The sequence below is a fragment of the Flagellimonas aurea genome (genome assembly GCF_017313785.1).
Classification (GTDB): domain Bacteria; phylum Bacteroidota; class Bacteroidia; order Flavobacteriales; family Flavobacteriaceae; genus Flagellimonas; species Flagellimonas aurea.
This window is the reverse complement of sequence record NZ_JAFLNL010000004.1, coordinates 74,086-92,280: the sequence shown is the minus strand read 5'-3', so window position 1 is coordinate 92,280 and position 18,195 is coordinate 74,086. Positions and strand designations below refer to the sequence as shown.

The 18,195-nt window shown below is 41.3% G+C and carries 19 protein-coding genes; 12 read left to right on the top strand and 7 right to left on the bottom strand.

Going from position 1 to position 18,195, the window contains the following annotated elements; translation table 11 throughout:
• Positions 1-83 precede the first annotated feature (83 nt).
• Entirely contained in the window at positions 84-698 is a 615-nt protein-coding gene (locus J0656_RS08665; RefSeq protein ID WP_207032921.1) for an FMN-binding negative transcriptional regulator, read from the top strand.
• On the opposite strand, the gene J0656_RS08660 is transcribed toward J0656_RS08665, so the two are convergent.
• Entirely contained in the window at positions 699-2,489 is a 1,791-nt protein-coding gene (locus J0656_RS08660) for a PorP/SprF family type IX secretion system membrane protein (RefSeq protein WP_207032920.1), read from the bottom strand.
• A gap of 274 nt (positions 2,490-2,763) precedes the next feature.
• On the opposite strand from J0656_RS08660, the gene J0656_RS08655 reads away from it, so the two are divergent.
• Together J0656_RS08655 and J0656_RS08650 are read left to right on the top strand one after the other, a co-directional pair.
• Positions 2,764-3,237, top strand: coding sequence for a GNAT family N-acetyltransferase (locus J0656_RS08655; protein ID WP_207032919.1), 474 nt, complete (start codon positions 2,764-2,766; stop codon positions 3,235-3,237).
• A gap of 160 nt (positions 3,238-3,397) precedes the next feature.
• Complete coding sequence (locus J0656_RS08650; RefSeq protein ID WP_207032918.1) at positions 3,398-3,820, top strand: DoxX family protein; 423 nt, start codon at positions 3,398-3,400, stop codon at positions 3,818-3,820.
• 1 nt (position 3,821) lies between these two features.
• On the opposite strand, the gene J0656_RS08645 is transcribed toward J0656_RS08650, so the two are convergent.
• Positions 3,822-5,984, bottom strand: coding sequence for a TonB-dependent receptor (locus J0656_RS08645; RefSeq protein ID WP_207032917.1), 2,163 nt, complete (start codon positions 5,982-5,984; stop codon positions 3,822-3,824).
• A gap of 212 nt (positions 5,985-6,196) precedes the next feature.
• On the opposite strand from J0656_RS08645, the gene J0656_RS08640 reads away from it, so the two are divergent.
• Both J0656_RS08640 and J0656_RS08635 read left to right on the top strand, forming a co-directional pair.
• Positions 6,197-6,616 (top strand): DUF2141 domain-containing protein, encoded by a 420-nt coding sequence (locus J0656_RS08640; protein ID WP_207032916.1) that lies wholly within the window; start codon positions 6,197-6,199, stop codon positions 6,614-6,616.
• Positions 6,617-6,758: 142 nt separating this feature from the next.
• The gene (locus J0656_RS08635; RefSeq protein WP_207032915.1) at positions 6,759-7,700 is read left to right on the top strand and encodes a LysR substrate-binding domain-containing protein; all 942 of its coding nucleotides are present in this window, start codon (positions 6,759-6,761) and stop codon (positions 7,698-7,700) included.
• 32 nt (positions 7,701-7,732) lie between these two features.
• Here J0656_RS08635 and J0656_RS20140 read toward each other — a convergent pair whose 3' ends face one another.
• On the bottom strand, positions 7,733-7,930 hold the full coding sequence (locus J0656_RS20140; RefSeq protein WP_225604769.1) for a hypothetical protein: 198 nt from the start codon (positions 7,928-7,930) through the stop codon (positions 7,733-7,735).
• Between the two features lie 120 nt (positions 7,931-8,050).
• Here J0656_RS20140 and J0656_RS08630 point away from each other — a divergent pair, with 120 nt between their 5' ends.
• The gene (locus J0656_RS08630) at positions 8,051-9,334 is read left to right on the top strand and encodes a D-alanyl-D-alanine carboxypeptidase (RefSeq protein ID WP_207032913.1); all 1,284 of its coding nucleotides are present in this window, start codon (positions 8,051-8,053) and stop codon (positions 9,332-9,334) included.
• On the opposite strand, the gene J0656_RS08625 is transcribed toward J0656_RS08630, so the two are convergent.
• Positions 9,328-9,915, bottom strand: a complete 588-nt coding sequence (locus J0656_RS08625) for an NUDIX domain-containing protein (RefSeq protein WP_225604771.1) — start codon at positions 9,913-9,915, stop codon at positions 9,328-9,330. The two genes, J0656_RS08630 and J0656_RS08625, sit on opposite strands and share 7 nt — an antisense overlap.
• 123 nt (positions 9,916-10,038) lie before the next feature.
• Between J0656_RS08625 and J0656_RS08620 the strand changes: the two genes are divergently transcribed.
• Positions 10,039-11,595 (top strand): M81 family metallopeptidase, encoded by a 1,557-nt coding sequence (locus tag J0656_RS08620; protein ID WP_207032910.1) that lies wholly within the window; start codon positions 10,039-10,041, stop codon positions 11,593-11,595.
• Here the strand turns inward: J0656_RS08620 and J0656_RS08615 are convergent.
• The 3 genes from J0656_RS08615 to J0656_RS08605 form a co-directional block, all read right to left on the bottom strand.
• On the bottom strand, positions 11,592-12,245 hold the full coding sequence (locus tag J0656_RS08615; protein WP_207033316.1) for a DUF2461 domain-containing protein: 654 nt from the start codon (positions 12,243-12,245) through the stop codon (positions 11,592-11,594). The two genes, J0656_RS08620 and J0656_RS08615, sit on opposite strands and share 4 nt — an antisense overlap.
• Before the next feature lie 127 nt (positions 12,246-12,372).
• The gene (locus J0656_RS08610) at positions 12,373-13,173 is read right to left on the bottom strand and encodes a TIGR00266 family protein (protein WP_207032909.1); all 801 of its coding nucleotides are present in this window, start codon (positions 13,171-13,173) and stop codon (positions 12,373-12,375) included.
• 111 nt (positions 13,174-13,284) lie between these two features.
• Positions 13,285-13,740, bottom strand: coding sequence for a DUF4442 domain-containing protein (locus J0656_RS08605; RefSeq protein WP_207032907.1), 456 nt, complete (start codon positions 13,738-13,740; stop codon positions 13,285-13,287).
• Between the two features lie 169 nt (positions 13,741-13,909).
• Here J0656_RS08605 and J0656_RS08600 point away from each other — a divergent pair, with 169 nt between their 5' ends.
• The 5 genes from J0656_RS08600 to J0656_RS08580 all read left to right on the top strand — a co-directional run bounded on the left by J0656_RS08600 (position 13,910) and on the right by J0656_RS08580 (position 18,156).
• Positions 13,910-14,392, top strand: coding sequence for a DUF4870 domain-containing protein (locus tag J0656_RS08600; protein WP_207032905.1), 483 nt, complete (start codon positions 13,910-13,912; stop codon positions 14,390-14,392).
• A gap of 165 nt (positions 14,393-14,557) precedes the next feature.
• Positions 14,558-14,887, top strand: a complete 330-nt coding sequence (locus J0656_RS08595; RefSeq protein ID WP_207032903.1) for a PadR family transcriptional regulator — start codon at positions 14,558-14,560, stop codon at positions 14,885-14,887.
• Positions 14,888-14,896: 9 nt separating this feature from the next.
• Complete coding sequence (locus tag J0656_RS08590; RefSeq protein WP_207032901.1) at positions 14,897-16,627, top strand: PspC domain-containing protein; 1,731 nt, start codon at positions 14,897-14,899, stop codon at positions 16,625-16,627.
• A 37-nt stretch (positions 16,628-16,664) separates the two neighbouring features.
• Entirely contained in the window at positions 16,665-17,267 is a 603-nt protein-coding gene (locus J0656_RS08585; protein ID WP_207032900.1) for a GIN domain-containing protein, read from the top strand.
• A 166-nt stretch (positions 17,268-17,433) separates the two neighbouring features.
• Positions 17,434-18,156, top strand: coding sequence for a head GIN domain-containing protein (locus tag J0656_RS08580; protein ID WP_207032899.1), 723 nt, complete (start codon positions 17,434-17,436; stop codon positions 18,154-18,156).
• Positions 18,157-18,195: the final 39 nt, after the last annotated feature.

The window sequence follows — 18,195 nt, the reverse complement described above, 5'->3', positions numbered from 1 at the left end:
AACTGTGAACATTCGGGGATGAACCGTAGTCCATCGCAACTTAATTTATATTTTAGCGTTCGGTTTAAAATTGAAGCGCGTCTATGTACACCCCTCCCCATTATAGCAATAATGATATTGAAGAGATCAAAGCTTTTTTGAAGCAAAACAGTTTTGGTATTTTGATCAATATCGTGGACAATAAACCATGGGGGACGCACATTCCCTTGGAACTGGAAACCGACGGGCAAGGAAACGATATTTTGGTGGGACACATAGCCAAAGCCAACCCACAATGGAAACATTTTAAGGATGAGTCCGAAGTACTTTGCATCTTTAACGGCCCGCATGCGTATGTATCATCATCGTGGTACAAGGAGGAAGAAGTGCCTACTTGGAACTACATAGCCGTTCACGTTTACGGGAAGTTGAGCATTCTTACGGAAGAAGAGACCATGGCAGCCATGCACCGATTGGTAGATAAATATGAGAAAGATTCCAAAAACCCGATTTCACTCAAAAATATGTCTTCAAAAACGCTACGTCAGGTAAAGGGTGTGGTAGGGTTTCAGATAAGAGTTTCGGATATACAGGCAACGTATAAATTATCACAGACCCGTTCCGATGATCATCAAAAAATAATATCTGAACTAAAAGAACGCCCCGACTCAGGGAGCCAGGGCATTGCAGATTTTATGAGGGACAAAAGTCTTGATTGATTATTCAATATCCTGAAAAATAGCATCGGCCCAGTTGGCGTACCTTGGGTTTTCCACATGCATGATCCAAATTTCGTCTTGGTACTTGCCTTTCATTTTTGATTGATATGCCTGGTAGGCCAATTCGTTTTCCTCGTACTTGGCCAAGTAGACATAGTTTAGACCGTTATCCGGATTCTTAAAGTATTGTGCCTGTAGACCTTTGCTCTTCAATTCTTCCATGAAGTTTTTCAGGTACGTCTCGTTCTTAAACACATTTGCCACAATGTAATGTCCTTGCCCCACACCTTCAAGATTGATGTATTTTTCAATGGGCTTGAACGCACCACCGTTAAAAGTTCCTTCGCTTTTCTTCTCAACTTTTTTGGATATGGGCGTAGAGTTTACTGCCAAAGCTGATGCGGTTGAAGCATCAAAGGCATTGTACAAGGAATCCAAATCTTTACTATCGGCCATGTAGAGCTTTTGGGCTTTCTCCTTTATATCGGGAATATCGTCACCATTGTGCCGTTTTACCAATCGCATCACCATCTCAAAACGCTTTTCCATGTCTTGCTCACGGCTCTGCTTCATGGAATCTACCTTGTAGAGCAAATCGTCTATAACGGCATAGCTATCTTCTTGTTTTTCTTGCAATTCTGCAACTCGTTCCTCCCAATAGGCCCTTTCTTCTTTATTGGTAGGGCGTAAAGTGGTTTCAACATCCAGTTTACTGCTTTGTTCGGTCTTTTTGGTTTCCTCCCCTGCGTCCGCCACAGTTGAATTTTCAATCTTCTTTTTCTCTACGTCTTCATCGTTGGATACAAATGTATTTTTGGAAAGATTGGGCACAAAAGAGTATGCAATGGAAATTTCGTGGGTAACCCCAAGGTTGGCTATACTATTCACCAAACTTTTCTCAAAATTATAGCCAAAGGACAATCGTTGGTTCAAATTGAAGCCTGTCCCTGCGGATGCTCCATAAAATTGATCATATCCGGCTTGTATCCAACCCAGTTTAGGAAGGTCAAAAATGATCCCCCCTCCGAAAACAGGATCTTCACTACCTTCAAAACGGGCTCTTGCCAACGGCATTAATCGTGCATCCTCAAAAATACCTTTACCATATTCCAACTGGTGAACATACTGTATATGGCCTGAAAAGGTTTTTTCTTTGAACTGGGTGAGCGATTCTCCGGACTTCAAATTAAAATCCACCAAATTTTGGGCAAAAACACCAAAATCGAACTTGCCCAAACTAAGGTTAAGCCCTGGTTGAAAAGAGATAATGGAACTTTCGCTCGCATCGCTCAAAACAGGATCTTCCTCCAAGGCAATTGCCCTACTAGGGTCGTAACTACTTACATAATAAGGAATATTTACCCCAAAGGTTAGGCTGCTCTCTTCTCCCAACTGAATACCATGGGAGTAATTGGCCATCACACCAAGGTTGGAAATCACCCCTTCTCGCTGATTGTAAAGACTAAAACCTAGGCCTATTCTATCATTCAACTGGCCACTATAGCTTAAAAAATAGTTTTGGCGGTTGTTGTCGAAATCAGCACTTTGGCTTCTATGAAAAAAGTTAATGTAAGACTTGTCCTCCCGAATGGATGAAAAGGTGGGATTGATCAAAAACCGGTTGAATTTCAACAGGTTTTGAAACGGGACATCATAACTCACATATGGATTGTTTTCCTCTTGTGCCTGCAATGGGAGGCCAAGAAAAATAAGAACCATGAACGCAAATAGATAGCGCTCAAATGGGTACGGGAATGTAGTTTGGGGAAACTTGGGTAGTTTTATCTCCATAGCCGATTGGAATTTGTAGGTTAAGTTGCCTGATTGGGACAGGCCGATATGTTTTTAAGTTTGTCATTCGCAAGATTTGGGACCTTGTAAGAATTTTATGACTAATCTAATGTAAAACTAATTATTTTATCGTCCAACTGGTAATTTTTTCGTTGAATAGCATACCGAATTGATGGATAAGCTGTTTCAGTTCACAAAAAGTGAATTTAAGTTTATAGATTTTGGTAAAATTCAAATTATTTTTGATCAAACAAACTCAAAACATACCTCCAAAATGGGCACTTCCTTAACTATTGTTCAATATTCTGAAATTTATAAAGATGCTTTCAGAGATCTGAACGAGGAATGGATCATCAAATATTTCCAGATTGAGGAAATGGACCGTCTTGCACTGCACAATCCGAAAGGCTACATTTTGGACAAAGGCGGATATATTGCAGTTGCCTTATTGAATGAGCAACCGGTAGGAGTTTGTGCCTTGATACCTTGTATATATGATGGATACGATTTTGAACTGTCCAAAATGGGTGTGTCACCTGCGGCCCAAGGAAAAGGAATAGGTAAATTGTTGGGCCAGCATATTATTGAGAAAGCAAAGCAATTGGGAGCCAAGAAAATATTTTTGGAGAGCAATAGAAAATTGGCGCCGGCATTGTCGCTCTACAAAAAATTGGGGTTTGTAGAAATGGTCAAAGTAAAATCCCCATATGCCCGTAGCGATATTCAGATGGAATTGACCTTGGAGTGATTTTTGGATAGCCTCGTTTCCAAATTAGTTGCCTTCATTGATAGATTTAGTGGGTTCATTTTGACCTAGGCTCAATGGCTACTCACGATTTATGTGAAAAAAATTCAATATATCACTTAAAATGAGTACCTTATGTAATCAATTCGCAAACCTCAATGTCATGGGTCTCATCAAAAAGCTCAACAAATGGGCCAATGCCCATACCTATCTTTCACTAGATTTAATCCGGGTTTTACTCGGTGTCGTTTTTTTTGTCAAGGGAATCGAATTTATGTCCAACCATGAGGAAATGGAGCGGTTGGCAGAACCTTTCCAAGATATTCCAGGGGGGATGATATTTCTTCACTATTTAATTCCAGCTCATTTTGTGGGTGGTATCCTGATTACGGTCGGTTTGCTGACCAGATGGGCCGCCATAGCACAGTTACCGATTTTATTCGGTGCGATTCTCACCAATTTTATAGGGGTAATGAACACTAACTATCTTATGTTGGCCGTTATCGTCTTAATTACGTCCTTGTTCTTTATTGTCTACGGTTCTGGAAAGCATTCCGTTGATTATTACCTTAAAATGCAGCAATAGCCTAAAGGTTGTCCAACTGATTACTTTTTCCATCCGTACTTATCGTCCAGAAGAAACCAACAAAGAAAAAACTATCCGCCGGAGGGGTTATGGCCCTTCTATTGTATACTCCTCCTACATCTGGAGAATTGGAATACTGGTAATTGCTTACATTGTTAAGGCTCAACAAGTTGCTCACTGAAAAGTACAGAATTTTTTGTTGATCGATAAGATAGGCCCAGTTAAAGCTCAAATTATTGTACGATTTGGTTTTTTCCTGCATAAAACCAGGGTTATTGGGATTGTGATAAGGCCTTCCCGAACCGTAAGAATATGATAGACCCACTTGCGAGCGCAATTTGTCCACCCAATATTTGGTCACTAATGAAGCATTGTGCTTTGGTGCAAAGTTGGGAGTGGCCCGTTCAGGAAAATTTTGGTAGTCTCGCTCTGTATTCAAATAAGAATAGGAAAACCAGTAATCCAAATTTTCGATGCTCTTACTATCCCTCCAAAATACATCAATACCTTGGGCATATCCATTTCCAGAATTACTATATTCGGAATTAAACTGTGGCATCTCGGAATCATATTTTATCAATCGGTCATAATCCTTATAATAGACTTCAGTTCTAAATGTTTTACCGTTGTTTATATATTGATAGTTTAGAATGTAGTGGGACGCTTTCTCCATGGAAAGGCTTTCATCAAACTTGATGACATCCGAAATTGGTCTTTGATAAAAATCACCGTAGGCCAAAGAAAACTGTCCGTTCTCGCCCATTTTGTATGCCAGTGATAGTCTTGGTGACAATTTAAATTCATCCAATAAACTACTGTGTGTGCCTCTTAGCCCTAACTTCATGGCAAACTTGTTGCTCAAATAGATGTCGGATTCGGCAAAACCGGCCCAAAGTCCATCGGTAAAACCATTGGCGAATCCATCAACATTTACATCCGTGTATGTTTCATCATAATGGGTATGGAAATATTCTGCTCCAAAACTCAAATCATATCGATTGCTAAAGTTTTTACGGGCCTTTACCTTAAGGTGCGAAGACGTTTCCTTACTATCCACATTACCTTCATTAATACCAATATCGTTGGTGTCCCATGCAATGGAAGCGCCCGAAGTTAGGCTCCAATCATTCCCAAAATAGTATTTGTAGGATGAGTTAAAATATAAGTTGTTGTTCTTCAGACCAAAGCGTACAAAATCATCAAAATTGATGTCTTCCTGTTCAATATCCAAATTGGAATGGTTAAAACCCGTGTACAGTTTGAACATGCTTTTTTCGCCTTTGCTCCTAAAAACGGCTTCACCGGAAATGGATTCATATGGACTTTTCCAACGAACGCCTTGTGTGGAAGGAATCAAGGCTTCATAAGGCGCCAGGTTCATATAAGAGGTGTTGATGCTCAACGATTGGTCGCCCCAAATCTTGGTATGCCCTAGCCCACCCCCAACGCTCATAATGGATATATCGGTTTTCTCCTGTAACGGAACATCCGTAGTGTTCAATAATAGTACACTGGAAAGCGCCTGACCGTACTCTGCGGAATACCCTCCGGTGCTAAAGGATATACCCTTGAACAAAAATGGGGAGAACCTTCCGCGGGTAGGCGTATTATTTGCCGTAGCGTTGAATGGCTGAAAAACCCGAAGTCCATCGATAAACACCTGTGTCTCGCCCGCCGTACCGCCCCTTACGAACAAGCGACCATCCTCGTTCACCGTTGTTGTTCCCGGTAGGGTCTGCAGTGCGGCCACAAAATCACCAGTTGCACCCGCAGTGGTCACGATATCGAGTGGTTTCAATACGGATGCCTTGGAATTGTTACCGGCTTCAAACGTGCCGGCGGTCAAAGTAACCCCTGACAATGAATTTACGGATTCCATTAATTTGATATGTAAATTTTCAAAATAGGAAACGTCACCCACTTCATGATGGGGCTCAAAAGATAACATGGAAACAACAAGCGTTTGTGTACCCTCTTCACTGGTTTCAAAGCTAAAATTTCCGTTGATATCTGAAGAGGCCCCGTCGTATGTACCCTCCAGGTAGATGTTGGCCCCCTCTATGGGATTGTTTTTGGCATCTGTGATTTTTCCAGAGATTGTGTGCTGCGAAAAAATAGCACCAGTGCAAAATAAAAAAGTGATAATATTGATAAAGGTTTTCATGACTGATCGTTTAGATTGATGCCACAAAATTGCTTGGATGCAGGTTGCCAAACCAAAAGGAAGTGCCCAACTGTAGATTTTTATAACCGAATTGATTTCCTGATTTCCGACTGCAGTTCACTCCAAAAAATCAACATTTCGGTAGGTTGAAATTTTTTTAGAACCTCTTCTTTTGGAGATTTGAAGCATACAAAACATCAAAAACAACCATTATGAAAACTGTAACACTAGCATTAAGTCTCTTTTTAGTAACCATCGTTGGCCTAGCACAAGAAAAAACCGGCGTGGATATTACCGTTACCATTGACAATATTACTAAAGACGAAGGCAAAGTTCTCGCAGGTCTGCATACCGAAGAAACCTTTATGAAAGGACAAGGCGTACAAAATTTACAAAGTGCCATCACCGATGGTAAAGTCACATTGACATTCACCAACGTGACTCCCGGAAACTATGCCATTATGGCCATGCACGATGCCAATGAAAACAATCGAATGGACTATCAATCCAACGGAATGCCCAAAGAAAGCTATGGTATGTCCGGTAACGATATGACCATGGGGCCACCTAGCTTTAATAGTGCAAAGTTTACTGTTGGCGAGGAAGATTTGGAGTTCACCATTAGGTTCTAGCCTAGAAAAAACATCATCAATCAAAAGAAAGCCTGCCATAGTGTAGGCTTTTTTTTATCCGCTATAATGATTCAGGATTACGTTTTTTCTATAGATTAACCTGATGGTTTTTTATACTTTTATCCCCTAAACTTATAATTGAATGACCATTACCCAGCTTCAATATGTGTTAGCTGTTGCCGAACACAAGAACTTTACTCTGGCAGCGGAAAAGAGCTTTGTTACCCAACCCACACTGAGTATGCAGGTTCAAAAGTTGGAAGACGAACTGGATGTACTGATTTTTGATAGGAGCAAAAAACCTATAACCATTACAGAAGTTGGTAAAAAAATAGTGGCCCAAGCTAAAAACATTGTTGCCGAGGCTGAGCGCATCAAAGATATTGTAGATCAGGATAAGGGATATATCGGTGGGGACTATACCTTGGGAATCATTCCTACTGTAATGCCAACATTGCTTCCAATGTTCTTGAACGCATTCATTAAGAAATATCCAAAGGTCAACCTTATTATTAAGGAACAGTCTACCCAAACCATGATCAAAAATATTATGGACGGACATTTGGATGCTGGGATTGCTGCAACTCCGTTAGAAATTGAATTTATAAAAGAACGACCCCTTTATTATGAACCCTTTGTAGGATATGTTCCAAAAAATCATCGCTTGGCTGCAGAAAATGAACTTACCACGAGTGATTTGGATGTCAATGATGTGCTCTTATTGCAAGATGGACATTGTTTCCGAGAAGGGGTCATCAACTTATGCAAAGCTTCCAAAAATCTACGTAGCGAACACTTTAAAATAGAGAGCGGAAGCTTTGAAACTTTGGTAAGCTTAGCTGACGAAGGTATGGGAATGACTTTGTTACCTTACTTAAACACCCTGCACTTGGATAAAGAAAAAACTATAAACCTTAAATCTTTCCAAACCCCTTCACCTGCCCGAGAAATAAGTATGATATACCATAAAAGCGAACTAAAAATACAGATAACTGACGCCCTAAGAGAAGTTATCTCCAGTATTGTTCGTGGAGCAATTGCATTTCAGGACGTAAAAATCATCAGTCCGTTGTCCAAAAATTAAAAGAGCCGCTTTTCAGCGGCCCTTGTTAGTGTTTAAGTTTTTAATAATAAAATTGTTGAATGTAATTCCGGTTTGTCCACAATATAAAATTGCAACCAGATTTTCAATTCTTCTACTTCATTGGGTAACAATCTAGAAATTGCTTTCTGAAGCTCCCTAGCGAAGAGTTTAGCATCAAAACTCACCTTTTGAAGGATTGTTTTGGTGTAATCTAACATAGCTCTGGGCATATCAATTTGATTAAATTGGGTAAATAGGTTGTGACCTAAATTACTAAAAAAGAGGTTTAAAAAAGCTAACTTCCAGTTAAAAATTGAATATCTTGTTGTTAAATTCCACTAAAGAATCATATGCTTAAAACACATAAAAATCATTTCAAAATACTGATTTTCAGATATTTTATAGTTACCACCTTACTGACCAGTTGCAGTTCCATCAAGAAAACTCTCAATTCAAAAATAGCGGACGATAAACTTCAAAATTCTTTCCATGGTTTGGTTGTCGTCGATGCAAATAGTAGAAAAGAAGTCTATAATTTGAACGGGGATAAATACTTTACCCCTGCCAGCAACACTAAGATTGTGACTTTCTATACAGGCCTTAATTTGCTTCCCAAAAACATCCCTACTCTAAAATATTTGGTTGCCAATGACACTGTATTTGTGGAAGGAACTGGGGATCCAACTTGGCTGCATCCTTATTTTTCCGACAGCACTGCCATAAACTGGTTAAAAAATCAAAAAACCATTGCACTCTACACCAAAAATCATGATGAGCAACGGTATGGACCCGGCTGGGCATGGGAAGATTATGACACCTATTTCTCGCCAGAGAAATCTACTTTGCCACTCTACGGAAATGTAGCTACCATTTCAAACAACGGTGCTTTGGAGGTTTCCCCAAAATATTTTGAAGACCAAACCATGGTAAAGGATACAACCATAAAAAGAGTGGAATTCAAAAACCAATTCTATATTGCCCCAATGGAGCAGGACACTTTGGAAGTTCCTTATATGACCAGTGATAGTTTGACGAAACATTTATTGGAAATAGCCACAGGAAAAGAGATTTTCTTGACCCAACATTACCCCGAAGGCGAAAAACAAACATTGTACGGCATTGAAACGGACTCCATTTATAAAAGAATGCTGTTGAAGAGCGATAATTTTTTGGCGGAACAATTATTGTTGGCAGCGTCGGGAATGGTCTCCGATACCTTGAGCACCCAAAATGCCATTGATTATATGTTGGACAATCATTTCAAGGACTTGAAACAGCAACCGCGATGGGTAGATGGCTCCGGGCTTTCCCGATATAATCTGTTTACACCGAGGTCCTTTGTCCAAATCCTCCATAAAATGTACGATGAGATCCCGGAAGAACGCCTATTCGGAATTTTTCCGATGTGGGGACCCGATAATACGGTTGAACAATGGGAAGACCCCACCACAGAGCCTTTTCTATTTGCCAAATCCGGTTCGGTGGGCAACAATTATAATTTAAGTGGGTATATAAAGACGATATCGGGCAAATTGCTCATCTTCAGTTTTATGAACAACCATTTTAGGGTGCCTTCCAAAGAAGTCAGGCAAACAATGTATGCTACATTAAAAAGTCTTCACGAAAACTACTGATCAAAAATTCCTTGGATTTGGGCATATTGTAGCAGCATGATGGTTTTGGCATCCCGTATTTCACCAGATTCCACCATGGCAATGGCTTTTTCAAAATCCAGCTCCAACACCTCAATGTTCTCCGTTTCATCATCCGCACCACCACCTTCACTGATTTTCATACCATCTTCGTAGGCCCCTATAAAAAAGTGGAGAATTTCCGTAACCGAACCAGGGGACATGTAGGATTCAAAAACCTTTTTTACCTTATCAATTTTATAGCCGGTCTCCTCCTCCACTTCCATTTTTATGGTCTGCTCGGCATTGCCCTTTTCCAACAGTCCGGCGCAAACCTCGATCATCATCCCATCATCGTTACCGTTTACATATGTGGGCATCCGGAACTGCCTGGTGAGCACCACCTTTCCCTTATCAACATTATATAAAAGGATAGCGGCACCATTGCCACGGTCATAAGCTTCGCGGGTTTGCTTTTCCCAAACACCATCATCCCGTAAATATTCAAAAGAGATTTTCTCAAGCGTATACCAATTATCTGAAAGCAGCTCCCGCTGCATGTTTCTGATTCTGTCGTTAGCCAAAATGAATAAATTTTTCTAAATATAATGCTAATCCATTTATCCGGATGAATCACTTCTTCCTTTTGACACCATCACAATAATGTCGATATTTATGCTTTGATGAAACCGACCAAACCTAATAATATGCGTAAGCCTCTACTTTATCTATTTCTTTTTGCCATTCTGATAAGTTGTAAGAAGAATACCGAAAAAAAACTGCCCCGAATAGCCATTGCAGGACTGGGAATTGAATCCAGCACGTTTTCACCTGCCCTAACCCATGAAGAAGCGTTCCACCCTAAAATTGGGGATTCCATATTTAACCGTTATCCTTTTATGGATGCTGATTCTTCATTGAGACAACGGGCCGAATGGGTTCCCACTTTAGTGGGAAAATCATTGCCGGGCGGAACAGTTACACGAGAGGCTTATGAGTCCTTGGTTGGCAAAACCCTGACCATGCTGGAAGAAAACATGCCCTATGATGGTCTTTTCTTTGACATCCACGGTGCGATGAGTGTTGTTGGACTGGACGACCCCGAAGGCGACCTCATCAAAAGAATCCGTGGAGTGGTCGGTACCGATGTGTTGATTTCCACTTCCATGGACTTACATGGAAATGTTTCCAAACGATTGGCTCAGCATTCCGATTTGATTACTTGTTACCGTATGGCCCCTCATGAGGATGCCACAGAATCGCGTAAACGGGCCGTGGAAAACTTGGTCACTAGATTGGAAAACGGAAAAGGCAAACCAAAATATAAAGCGTGGGTCCCCGTACCCATCTTGCTCCCCGGAGAAAAAACGAGTACCCGAGTTGAACCAGGAAAAAGTCTTTATGCCCAAGTGCCCGAAGTAGAACAAAAAGAAGGTGTGATCGATGCGGCCATTTGGATTGGCTACGCTTGGGCCGATGAGCCGCGAAATCATGCAGTGGTCATGGTTACCGGAGATGATAAAAAAGCTGTTACCGAAGGTGCGGAAAAATTGGCCAATAGTTTTTGGGATGTCCGCGAAGAGTTTGAATTCGTTGCTCCTACAAAACCCTACGAGGAAGCGCTGGAAACTGCCCTTGCCAGCGACAAGAAACCATTTATGTTGAGCGATATGGGCGATAACCCCACCGCAGGTGGTGCTGGCGATGTTACTTGGACCTTGACAGAGCTTTTAAAACATGAAGAATTCCATGTGCCAGGTGGCAAATCTTTGATTTACGCATCCATTCCTGGACCCAAATTGGTTGAGGAAGCCCTGAAAGTTGGAGTTGGCGGGCAGGTAAGTGCTCCAGTAGGCGCTGAAATAGATGACCGATACGCTCCGCCTTTAGAATTGACGGGGGAAGTGACCGCCATAAAACATGGTGACGTTCACGCAGAGACCGAGGTCGTGGTAAAAGTGGACAATGCTTATATCATCGTTACAAAAAAGAGGAAACCGTACCATAGAAAATCGGATTTCACCAACTTGGGACTTACACCAAGTGAAACGGATATCATTGTAGTAAAAATTGGCTATTTGGTTCCTGAACTGTATAACATGCGAGGAGACTGGATCATGATGTTGACGCCCGGTGGTGTGGACCAAGATTTGGAACGATTGGGGCACAAAAAAATCATACGTCCTATGTTCCCTTATGATAAGGATATGGAACGTCCAGACCTATCTGCCCGTTTGATAGAAGCTTCGGATGAATTAGATTAAACAGTAACCGCTTGGTTCAAATATTGACGAAAAGGTAACATCTCCTTGTAAACATCAACGATTTTTTCCTTGAAATCATCGCTTAGGACATCCTCTTTGGTCAATTTATATTCCACGGCAAAGGTTTTGTTACGCAATAATTCTATGTGTGGATGATCGTTGGAAAAACCTTTGGGCGATGACACCAATTTTTCGTCCTCGTACAATCCACCGAACATTTTATTGAATGAAGGCTTGTCCAGAATTTTTTGCAATTCCTCCCCATTATAATCAATGGCATCCCGGATACTGCGGAGCGTTTTGGAATCGGGTCGCCATCTACCTCCTGCTAAAAGACAGTTTTTTAGACCAATTTCGATATAAAAATCGGCTGAATTCGGAGCTTTGTCCAATCCAGCACCAAAATGGTCCTTATAAATGGGTTTGTTCGGGTGGAACATCAAATTGTTGTTGATTCGATTGATGCCCTTCTTTCCTGGAGTTGTGTAATAATCATCATGGAGCTGGGCCATGGTCATATCCAAATGATCCAACCAAGTAATGAAATCGTTGCGGAGGGATTTGTACCATTTACGGTTCGCATCCATCCATTCCTTGTTATTGTTTTGTTGTAATTCTTCCAGAAAATGGAACAGGTCGTTGAAATTCATATCCACAAAAGAAGTGAATTTTTAAGACTTCTGGAATCAGAATTCAGATGTCAGAAATCAGATAACCGACCTCTGACTCCTGACTCCTGACTCCTAACTCCTAACTCCTAACTCCTAACTCCTAAAATTAAAACCTATTATCGCCATCGAGCAAATCACCAAGACCACCCAAGATACTTCCTTCGCCCTTGTCCTTTCCGCCACCTCGCGGTGCAGCGGCCCACACACGGCTGGCCAATCTACTAAACGGCAAGGATTGAATATAAACAGTTCCAGGCCCACGAAGCGTAGCAAAGAACAGGCCTTCTCCACCGAACACCGAGTTTCGGATGCCCCCGATGAATTCAATATTATAATCCACCGTATGGGAAAAACCAACGATACAGCCTGTATCTACTTTCAAGGTCTCACCGGGTGCCAATACTTTTTTGGCCATGGTGCCACCGGCATGCACGAAGGCCATACCATCGCCTTCCAATTTTTGCATAATGAAGCCTTCACCACCAAAAAAACCACGCCCCAAACGTTTGGAGAATTCAATCCCTACGGAAACGCCTTTGGCGGCGCACAGGAAAGCATCTTTCTGGCAGATGAACTTCCCTCCTTTTTCAGAAAGGTCTATTGGAACAATTTTACCAGGATATGGCGAAGCAAAGCTTACCTGCTTCTTTCCTTGACCAATGTTCAAGAAAGCGGTCATAAAAAGACTCTCGCCAGTGAGCAAACGCTTGCCTGCGGAAAACAATTTCCCCAAAACGCCAGTATCTTGATTGGAACCGTCACCAAAGATGGTGTCCATTTTAATGTCCTGATCCATCATCATAAAAGAGCCTGCTTCGGCAACAACGGCTTCTTGAGGGTCCAGCTCTATTTCCACATACTGCATTTCTTCGCCGTAAATGTGGTAGTCTATTTCGTGTGCGTTCATTATAGGATTGTTTTTGAATGTTGTTTTGTTTATCTGTTGATTTGTTTTGGTTTTTGTTACATTCTTATTTGATAAAAACTTTACCCTTTAGGCGTTAACCCTTTACCTTGACTATCCCTTCACTTTCACCGTCCACTCAAAATGAAAGGTGGACACCTCCACCCCATCTTGGTTGACCCCTACGGCTTTCATCCAGCAGGTTTGCCCCTCCCCAGTATCAACGGTTTTTTGTATCGCATCGGCAATCAGTTCCCCATCCTCACAGGTAAAATTGATGCGTCCCGTAGCTTTTTTGGTAAATGTGGCTTTGTTATTGGCGACGAGCATGGACACTTTCTTTCCGCTTTTTTGGATTTCGTTCATCACTAAAGCTCCTGTACTCAACTCGGCGGCCATCCCCTGAACAGCCCAAAACATGGATTTGAACGGATTTTGATTCATCCATTTAAGCTTTACAGTGGTCATTGCTTTTTTATCATCAATATATTTGAGCCGTACCCCGCACCACCATGCCGAAGGGAGGTTCATAAATGTGAACATATTGATTTTACTGGGTGTAAGTGCCATACTGCTTATTTAAATCTGTCTAAAAATAGGTAAAAAGACGTTACCAATTATTGTTAATTATATGTTAAATTATAGTACTTTGTTTTGCATAGTACCATCTTTTGGATATATATTTGCATCGTAAGCTAATAGGTTAACCCCTTTACAATCAAAAAACATCAATCAGAAAATGGCAACTACAATCACCAAACACGAACGAAATTTATCCGCGATCATCCACGCGTCCATGTTCTCGAAGTACTTTATTCCTTTCGGAAACTTTATACTTCCGTTGATCTTATGGACCGCAAACAAAAAAGAGCACGCGTTTGTCGATTATAACGGCAAACAGGCTCTTAATTTTCAAATTAGTATGTTGCTTTACTCCATCGTGGCAGGTTTGGTCACCATCCCGTTCTTTATTGGATTTTGGCCAGACTTGTTCGATTGGAACTTTTTCGGGTTCCATGGGTTGAGCGACCTCAACAATTTGAACATTCATATTGACAGCGACGATTTTAGGTTTGGCAGATTGTTCTGGCCAGTGGGCATTACAGGATTCTTGCAGGTGGCGCTTGGCGTTGTAAACATCGTTTTCACCGTTCTGGCCACAATCCGAACCAATGAGGGAGAATATTTCAAATATCCATTTACCATAAAATTCATCAAGTAATATATATAGGAGCCTAATCACCTCCGAAAAATTCATCATCAATCAAAGAAAAGGAGTTTAAACATCAATCAAAAAACGAAAGAAACCATCATCAATCAAAGAACAAGAAAAAACTGTTAATTAAATGCCGAACCCAGTTCAGCATAAATTTAGACCCATGAAATTATGAACATAGAAAACACAAAAGCACAAATGCGCAAAGGTGTTCTGGAGTATTGCATCTTGTCCATCCTAAAAGATGAGGACAAGTATGCCTCCGAAATTCTGGACGCTTTAAAAGACGCAAAGATGTTAGTAGTGGAAGGTACCATATACCCTTTGCTCACAAGGCTTAAGAACGCAGGATTGCTCAACTACCGTTGGGAAGAATCTACATCGGGACCTCCCCGCAAATACTACGGTCTCACCGAAACGGGCCAGTTGTTCCTTAACGAACTAAACGGCACCTGGGACGAACTAAGAAATGCAGTCAATCTGGTAACCAACACAAAATAGAATCAAAAAATGAACAAGACAGTAAATATAAATCTAGCAAATACGCTCTTCCATATAGACGACGATGCGTATAACAAGCTGAGACGGTACTTGGAGTCAATAAAACGCTCCTTTTCGGGTACCAAGGGAAGCGACGAGATCATTGCCGATATAGAGGCCAGGATAGCCGAACTCTTCTTGGAAAAAATGGAGAACGAGCGCCAAGTGATCACCCACAAAGAGGTGGATCAGGTAATCGATGTTATGGGGCAACCCGAAGATTACATGGTGGACGAGGACATTTTTGAGGACGAGCCCAAAAAGAGCTACGCCGAACCCACCGCCAGAAGAACGAAAAAGTTGTACCGCGACATCGACCACAAATATATTGGAGGTGTCTGTGCGGGCTTGGAGCATTATTTGGGCATAGACTCCCTTTGGGTAAGGCTCATATTTATTCTATTGGCCATATTTACCAGTGGTTTTGGGCTTATTGCCTATATCCTGCTTTGGATATTGGTTCCAGAGGCCGCCACAACCTCCCAAAAATTGGATATGCGGGGGGAGCCCGTCAACATCAGCAATATAGAACGCAAAGTTAAAGAGGGGTTTGATGATGTTGCCGACAAGGTAAAAAGCGTTGACTACGAAAAAGTGGGCAACAGGGTCAAAAGCAGCTCCAAGACCTTTTTTGATACCATCGGGGACATTATCCTGTTCCTCTTCAAGATATTCGGGAAGTTCATAGGGATTATCCTAGTACTGGTCGGTGCGGCAAATCTCATTGCGCTATTTATCGCCATTGTGACACTCGGTGCTTTCGATGCCTCAAATTTTCCTGTCATAGACGTTTACAATACCATAATTGAAGCTGGAATTATTCCAGTATGGGCTACTTTATTGTTTGGTTTTTTTGCCTTTGGTATTCCATTTTTCTTTCTGATGTACTTGGGATTGAAGATATTAGTGAACAACCTGAAGTCTATTGGCAATATTGCGAAGTTCTCCTTGTTGGGTCTTTGGTTGATCTCCGTAGGAGCATTGATTGCCCTTGGCATAAAACAGGCCGCTGAATTCTCATTTACGGGAAGTGTCAACGACAAAAAAGAACTGGCATTGGAAATTCCCTCCGATACATTGATCATTACAATGAAGGATGGTGATATGGATTATAACCGAGACGATATTCATTTTGGAAGAATGACCTTTGGTTATGACGAAAACGACGACCGTATTCTTATGTCTGATGAAATTGACATCAAAATAAGAAAGTCGGATACGGATTCCATTAGCATCAACATTAGAAAAGATGCGGATGGAAGTTCTACCCCGGCAGCTCGGGACCGAGCCAGAAACATTGAATATGCCTACACCATTGATGGCAATGAAATTGTACTGGACAAATACTTGACCACGGAAACATCCAACAAGGCCAGAAACCAAGAAGTGACCGTGACAATTTATGTTCCTGAAGGTAAAACCGTGTATTTTGACGACTCCACTAGCAGATACATTGGCAGAGGCATAGACAATGACCAAGGGTTTTACAGAAGTGGCATGGCAGGACAACATTGGTTAATGGACGACAAAGGTGAACTGGAATGTCTGGATTGCCCAGAAGATGAGAATGAAGAGGAATTCGATGGAAACGGCAAGATCATTATCAATGAAGACGGTATCGATATCAACCTTCAGGATGACCAGGATTCCTTTGAAATGAAGATCAATGAAGACGGCGTAAAAGTTAAAGCAAAAAACTAGTCAGGTTTACACCTTATAAATCAATCAAAAAATCAACATGATAAAGTTTATTTCAATACCCGTAATCCTATTCAGCCTTTTCGCATTACCATCATGCAAAGCACAAGACAATTCTTTTTTAGGGAACAAAGATGTTGTAAAGGTAGAGAAAACCATACAGCCTTTTAAAAGTCTAATTGTTACAACAGGAGGAAATGTCTACCTGTACCCTTCTTCGACAACCACATTGCAATTGAAAGGAGAAAAAAGATGTGTGGAAAAAATCGATGAGGCCGTTTCATCAAAAACCTTAGGCATTTCAAGTAAGGACAACCATTTAGATAAATGCCATGTTGAAATCCATATAGGGACTCCAAATTTTGATGAAATTCAGTTAAGTGGAGGCGGGAAACTCAAAATAAAGGATGGTTTCGCCCCAATAGAGGTCCTTAAATGCTCTGTAAAAGATGGAGGAAATCTTGAGATGGCATCAACACCTATCGATTCTCTGTTTGCCATTGTTTACGGAGGCGGAAAAATAACCGCTCAAGTCGCAACACTTCTTGATGGCACAGTGAAAGGTGGAGGAACTATTTTTTATACAGGTAACCCCAAAATCAAGTCGGATATATCAAATGGTGGTGTAATAAAACGCGGATAGAATGAAGGAAAAGGTACAAAACCAAAAATTACAATTGGGGAACAGTTTTCTACAATTGGGTATTTTTAAATTCCAATAAAGCACATAATAAAGGACATTTACACTGAATTTATTTCAGAAGACAATTAACCATTTTCAAAATCAATCAATAGTAAAAACAACAATCATGACAACACTAGCAAGATTAGCAATCGCCGCACTCCTATCCCTTTTTGCATCCTCGTGTATGATGGATATGAACTTCGGCAACGGAAAAACCGGTAACGGCGAAGTCGTAGAAGAGAGCCGCGATGTAAAAGAGGATTTCGACATCGTATCCGCATCGGAAGGTATAGATGTATTCGTGACCCAAGGTTCTGACTTCAACATTACCGTGGAGGCAGACGAGAACATCATAGACCTAATCGGTACCGACATCAAAGATGGTAGACTAAAGATACATGCCATTGAAAATATCGGGCGTGCCACAAAAAACGTTTATGTAACCCTTCCAGAGATTACTGCTTTGGAAAGCTCCAGCGGCGCTGACCTTATTGCCCAAAATGTTATCAAAGCAGAAAATATTGAGCTGGACGCAAGTAGCGGTGCCGATTTACATGCAGAGGTAATGGCGGGTGAGGTTTCTGCCGATGCCAGTAGTGGGGCAGATATTAAAGTTTCCGGTCAAGCGGATGCTCTTTTTGCAGATGCAAGCAGTGGTTCCGACATTAAAGCGCAAGACCTAATTGTAAAAAGGTGCAACGCCGATGCAAGTAGCGGGGCAGACATTTCCGTGAATGTTTCGGAGTCTCTGGTCGCCGATGCAAGTAGTGGTGCAGATATTAGGTATACGGGTGATGCCAGCGTAGAGACCAAAAAATCCGTATCGGGCAGCGTTAGTAAATATTAATCCAATTCCCTTTAAATAGCAAAGGCCCACTGAGTTTTC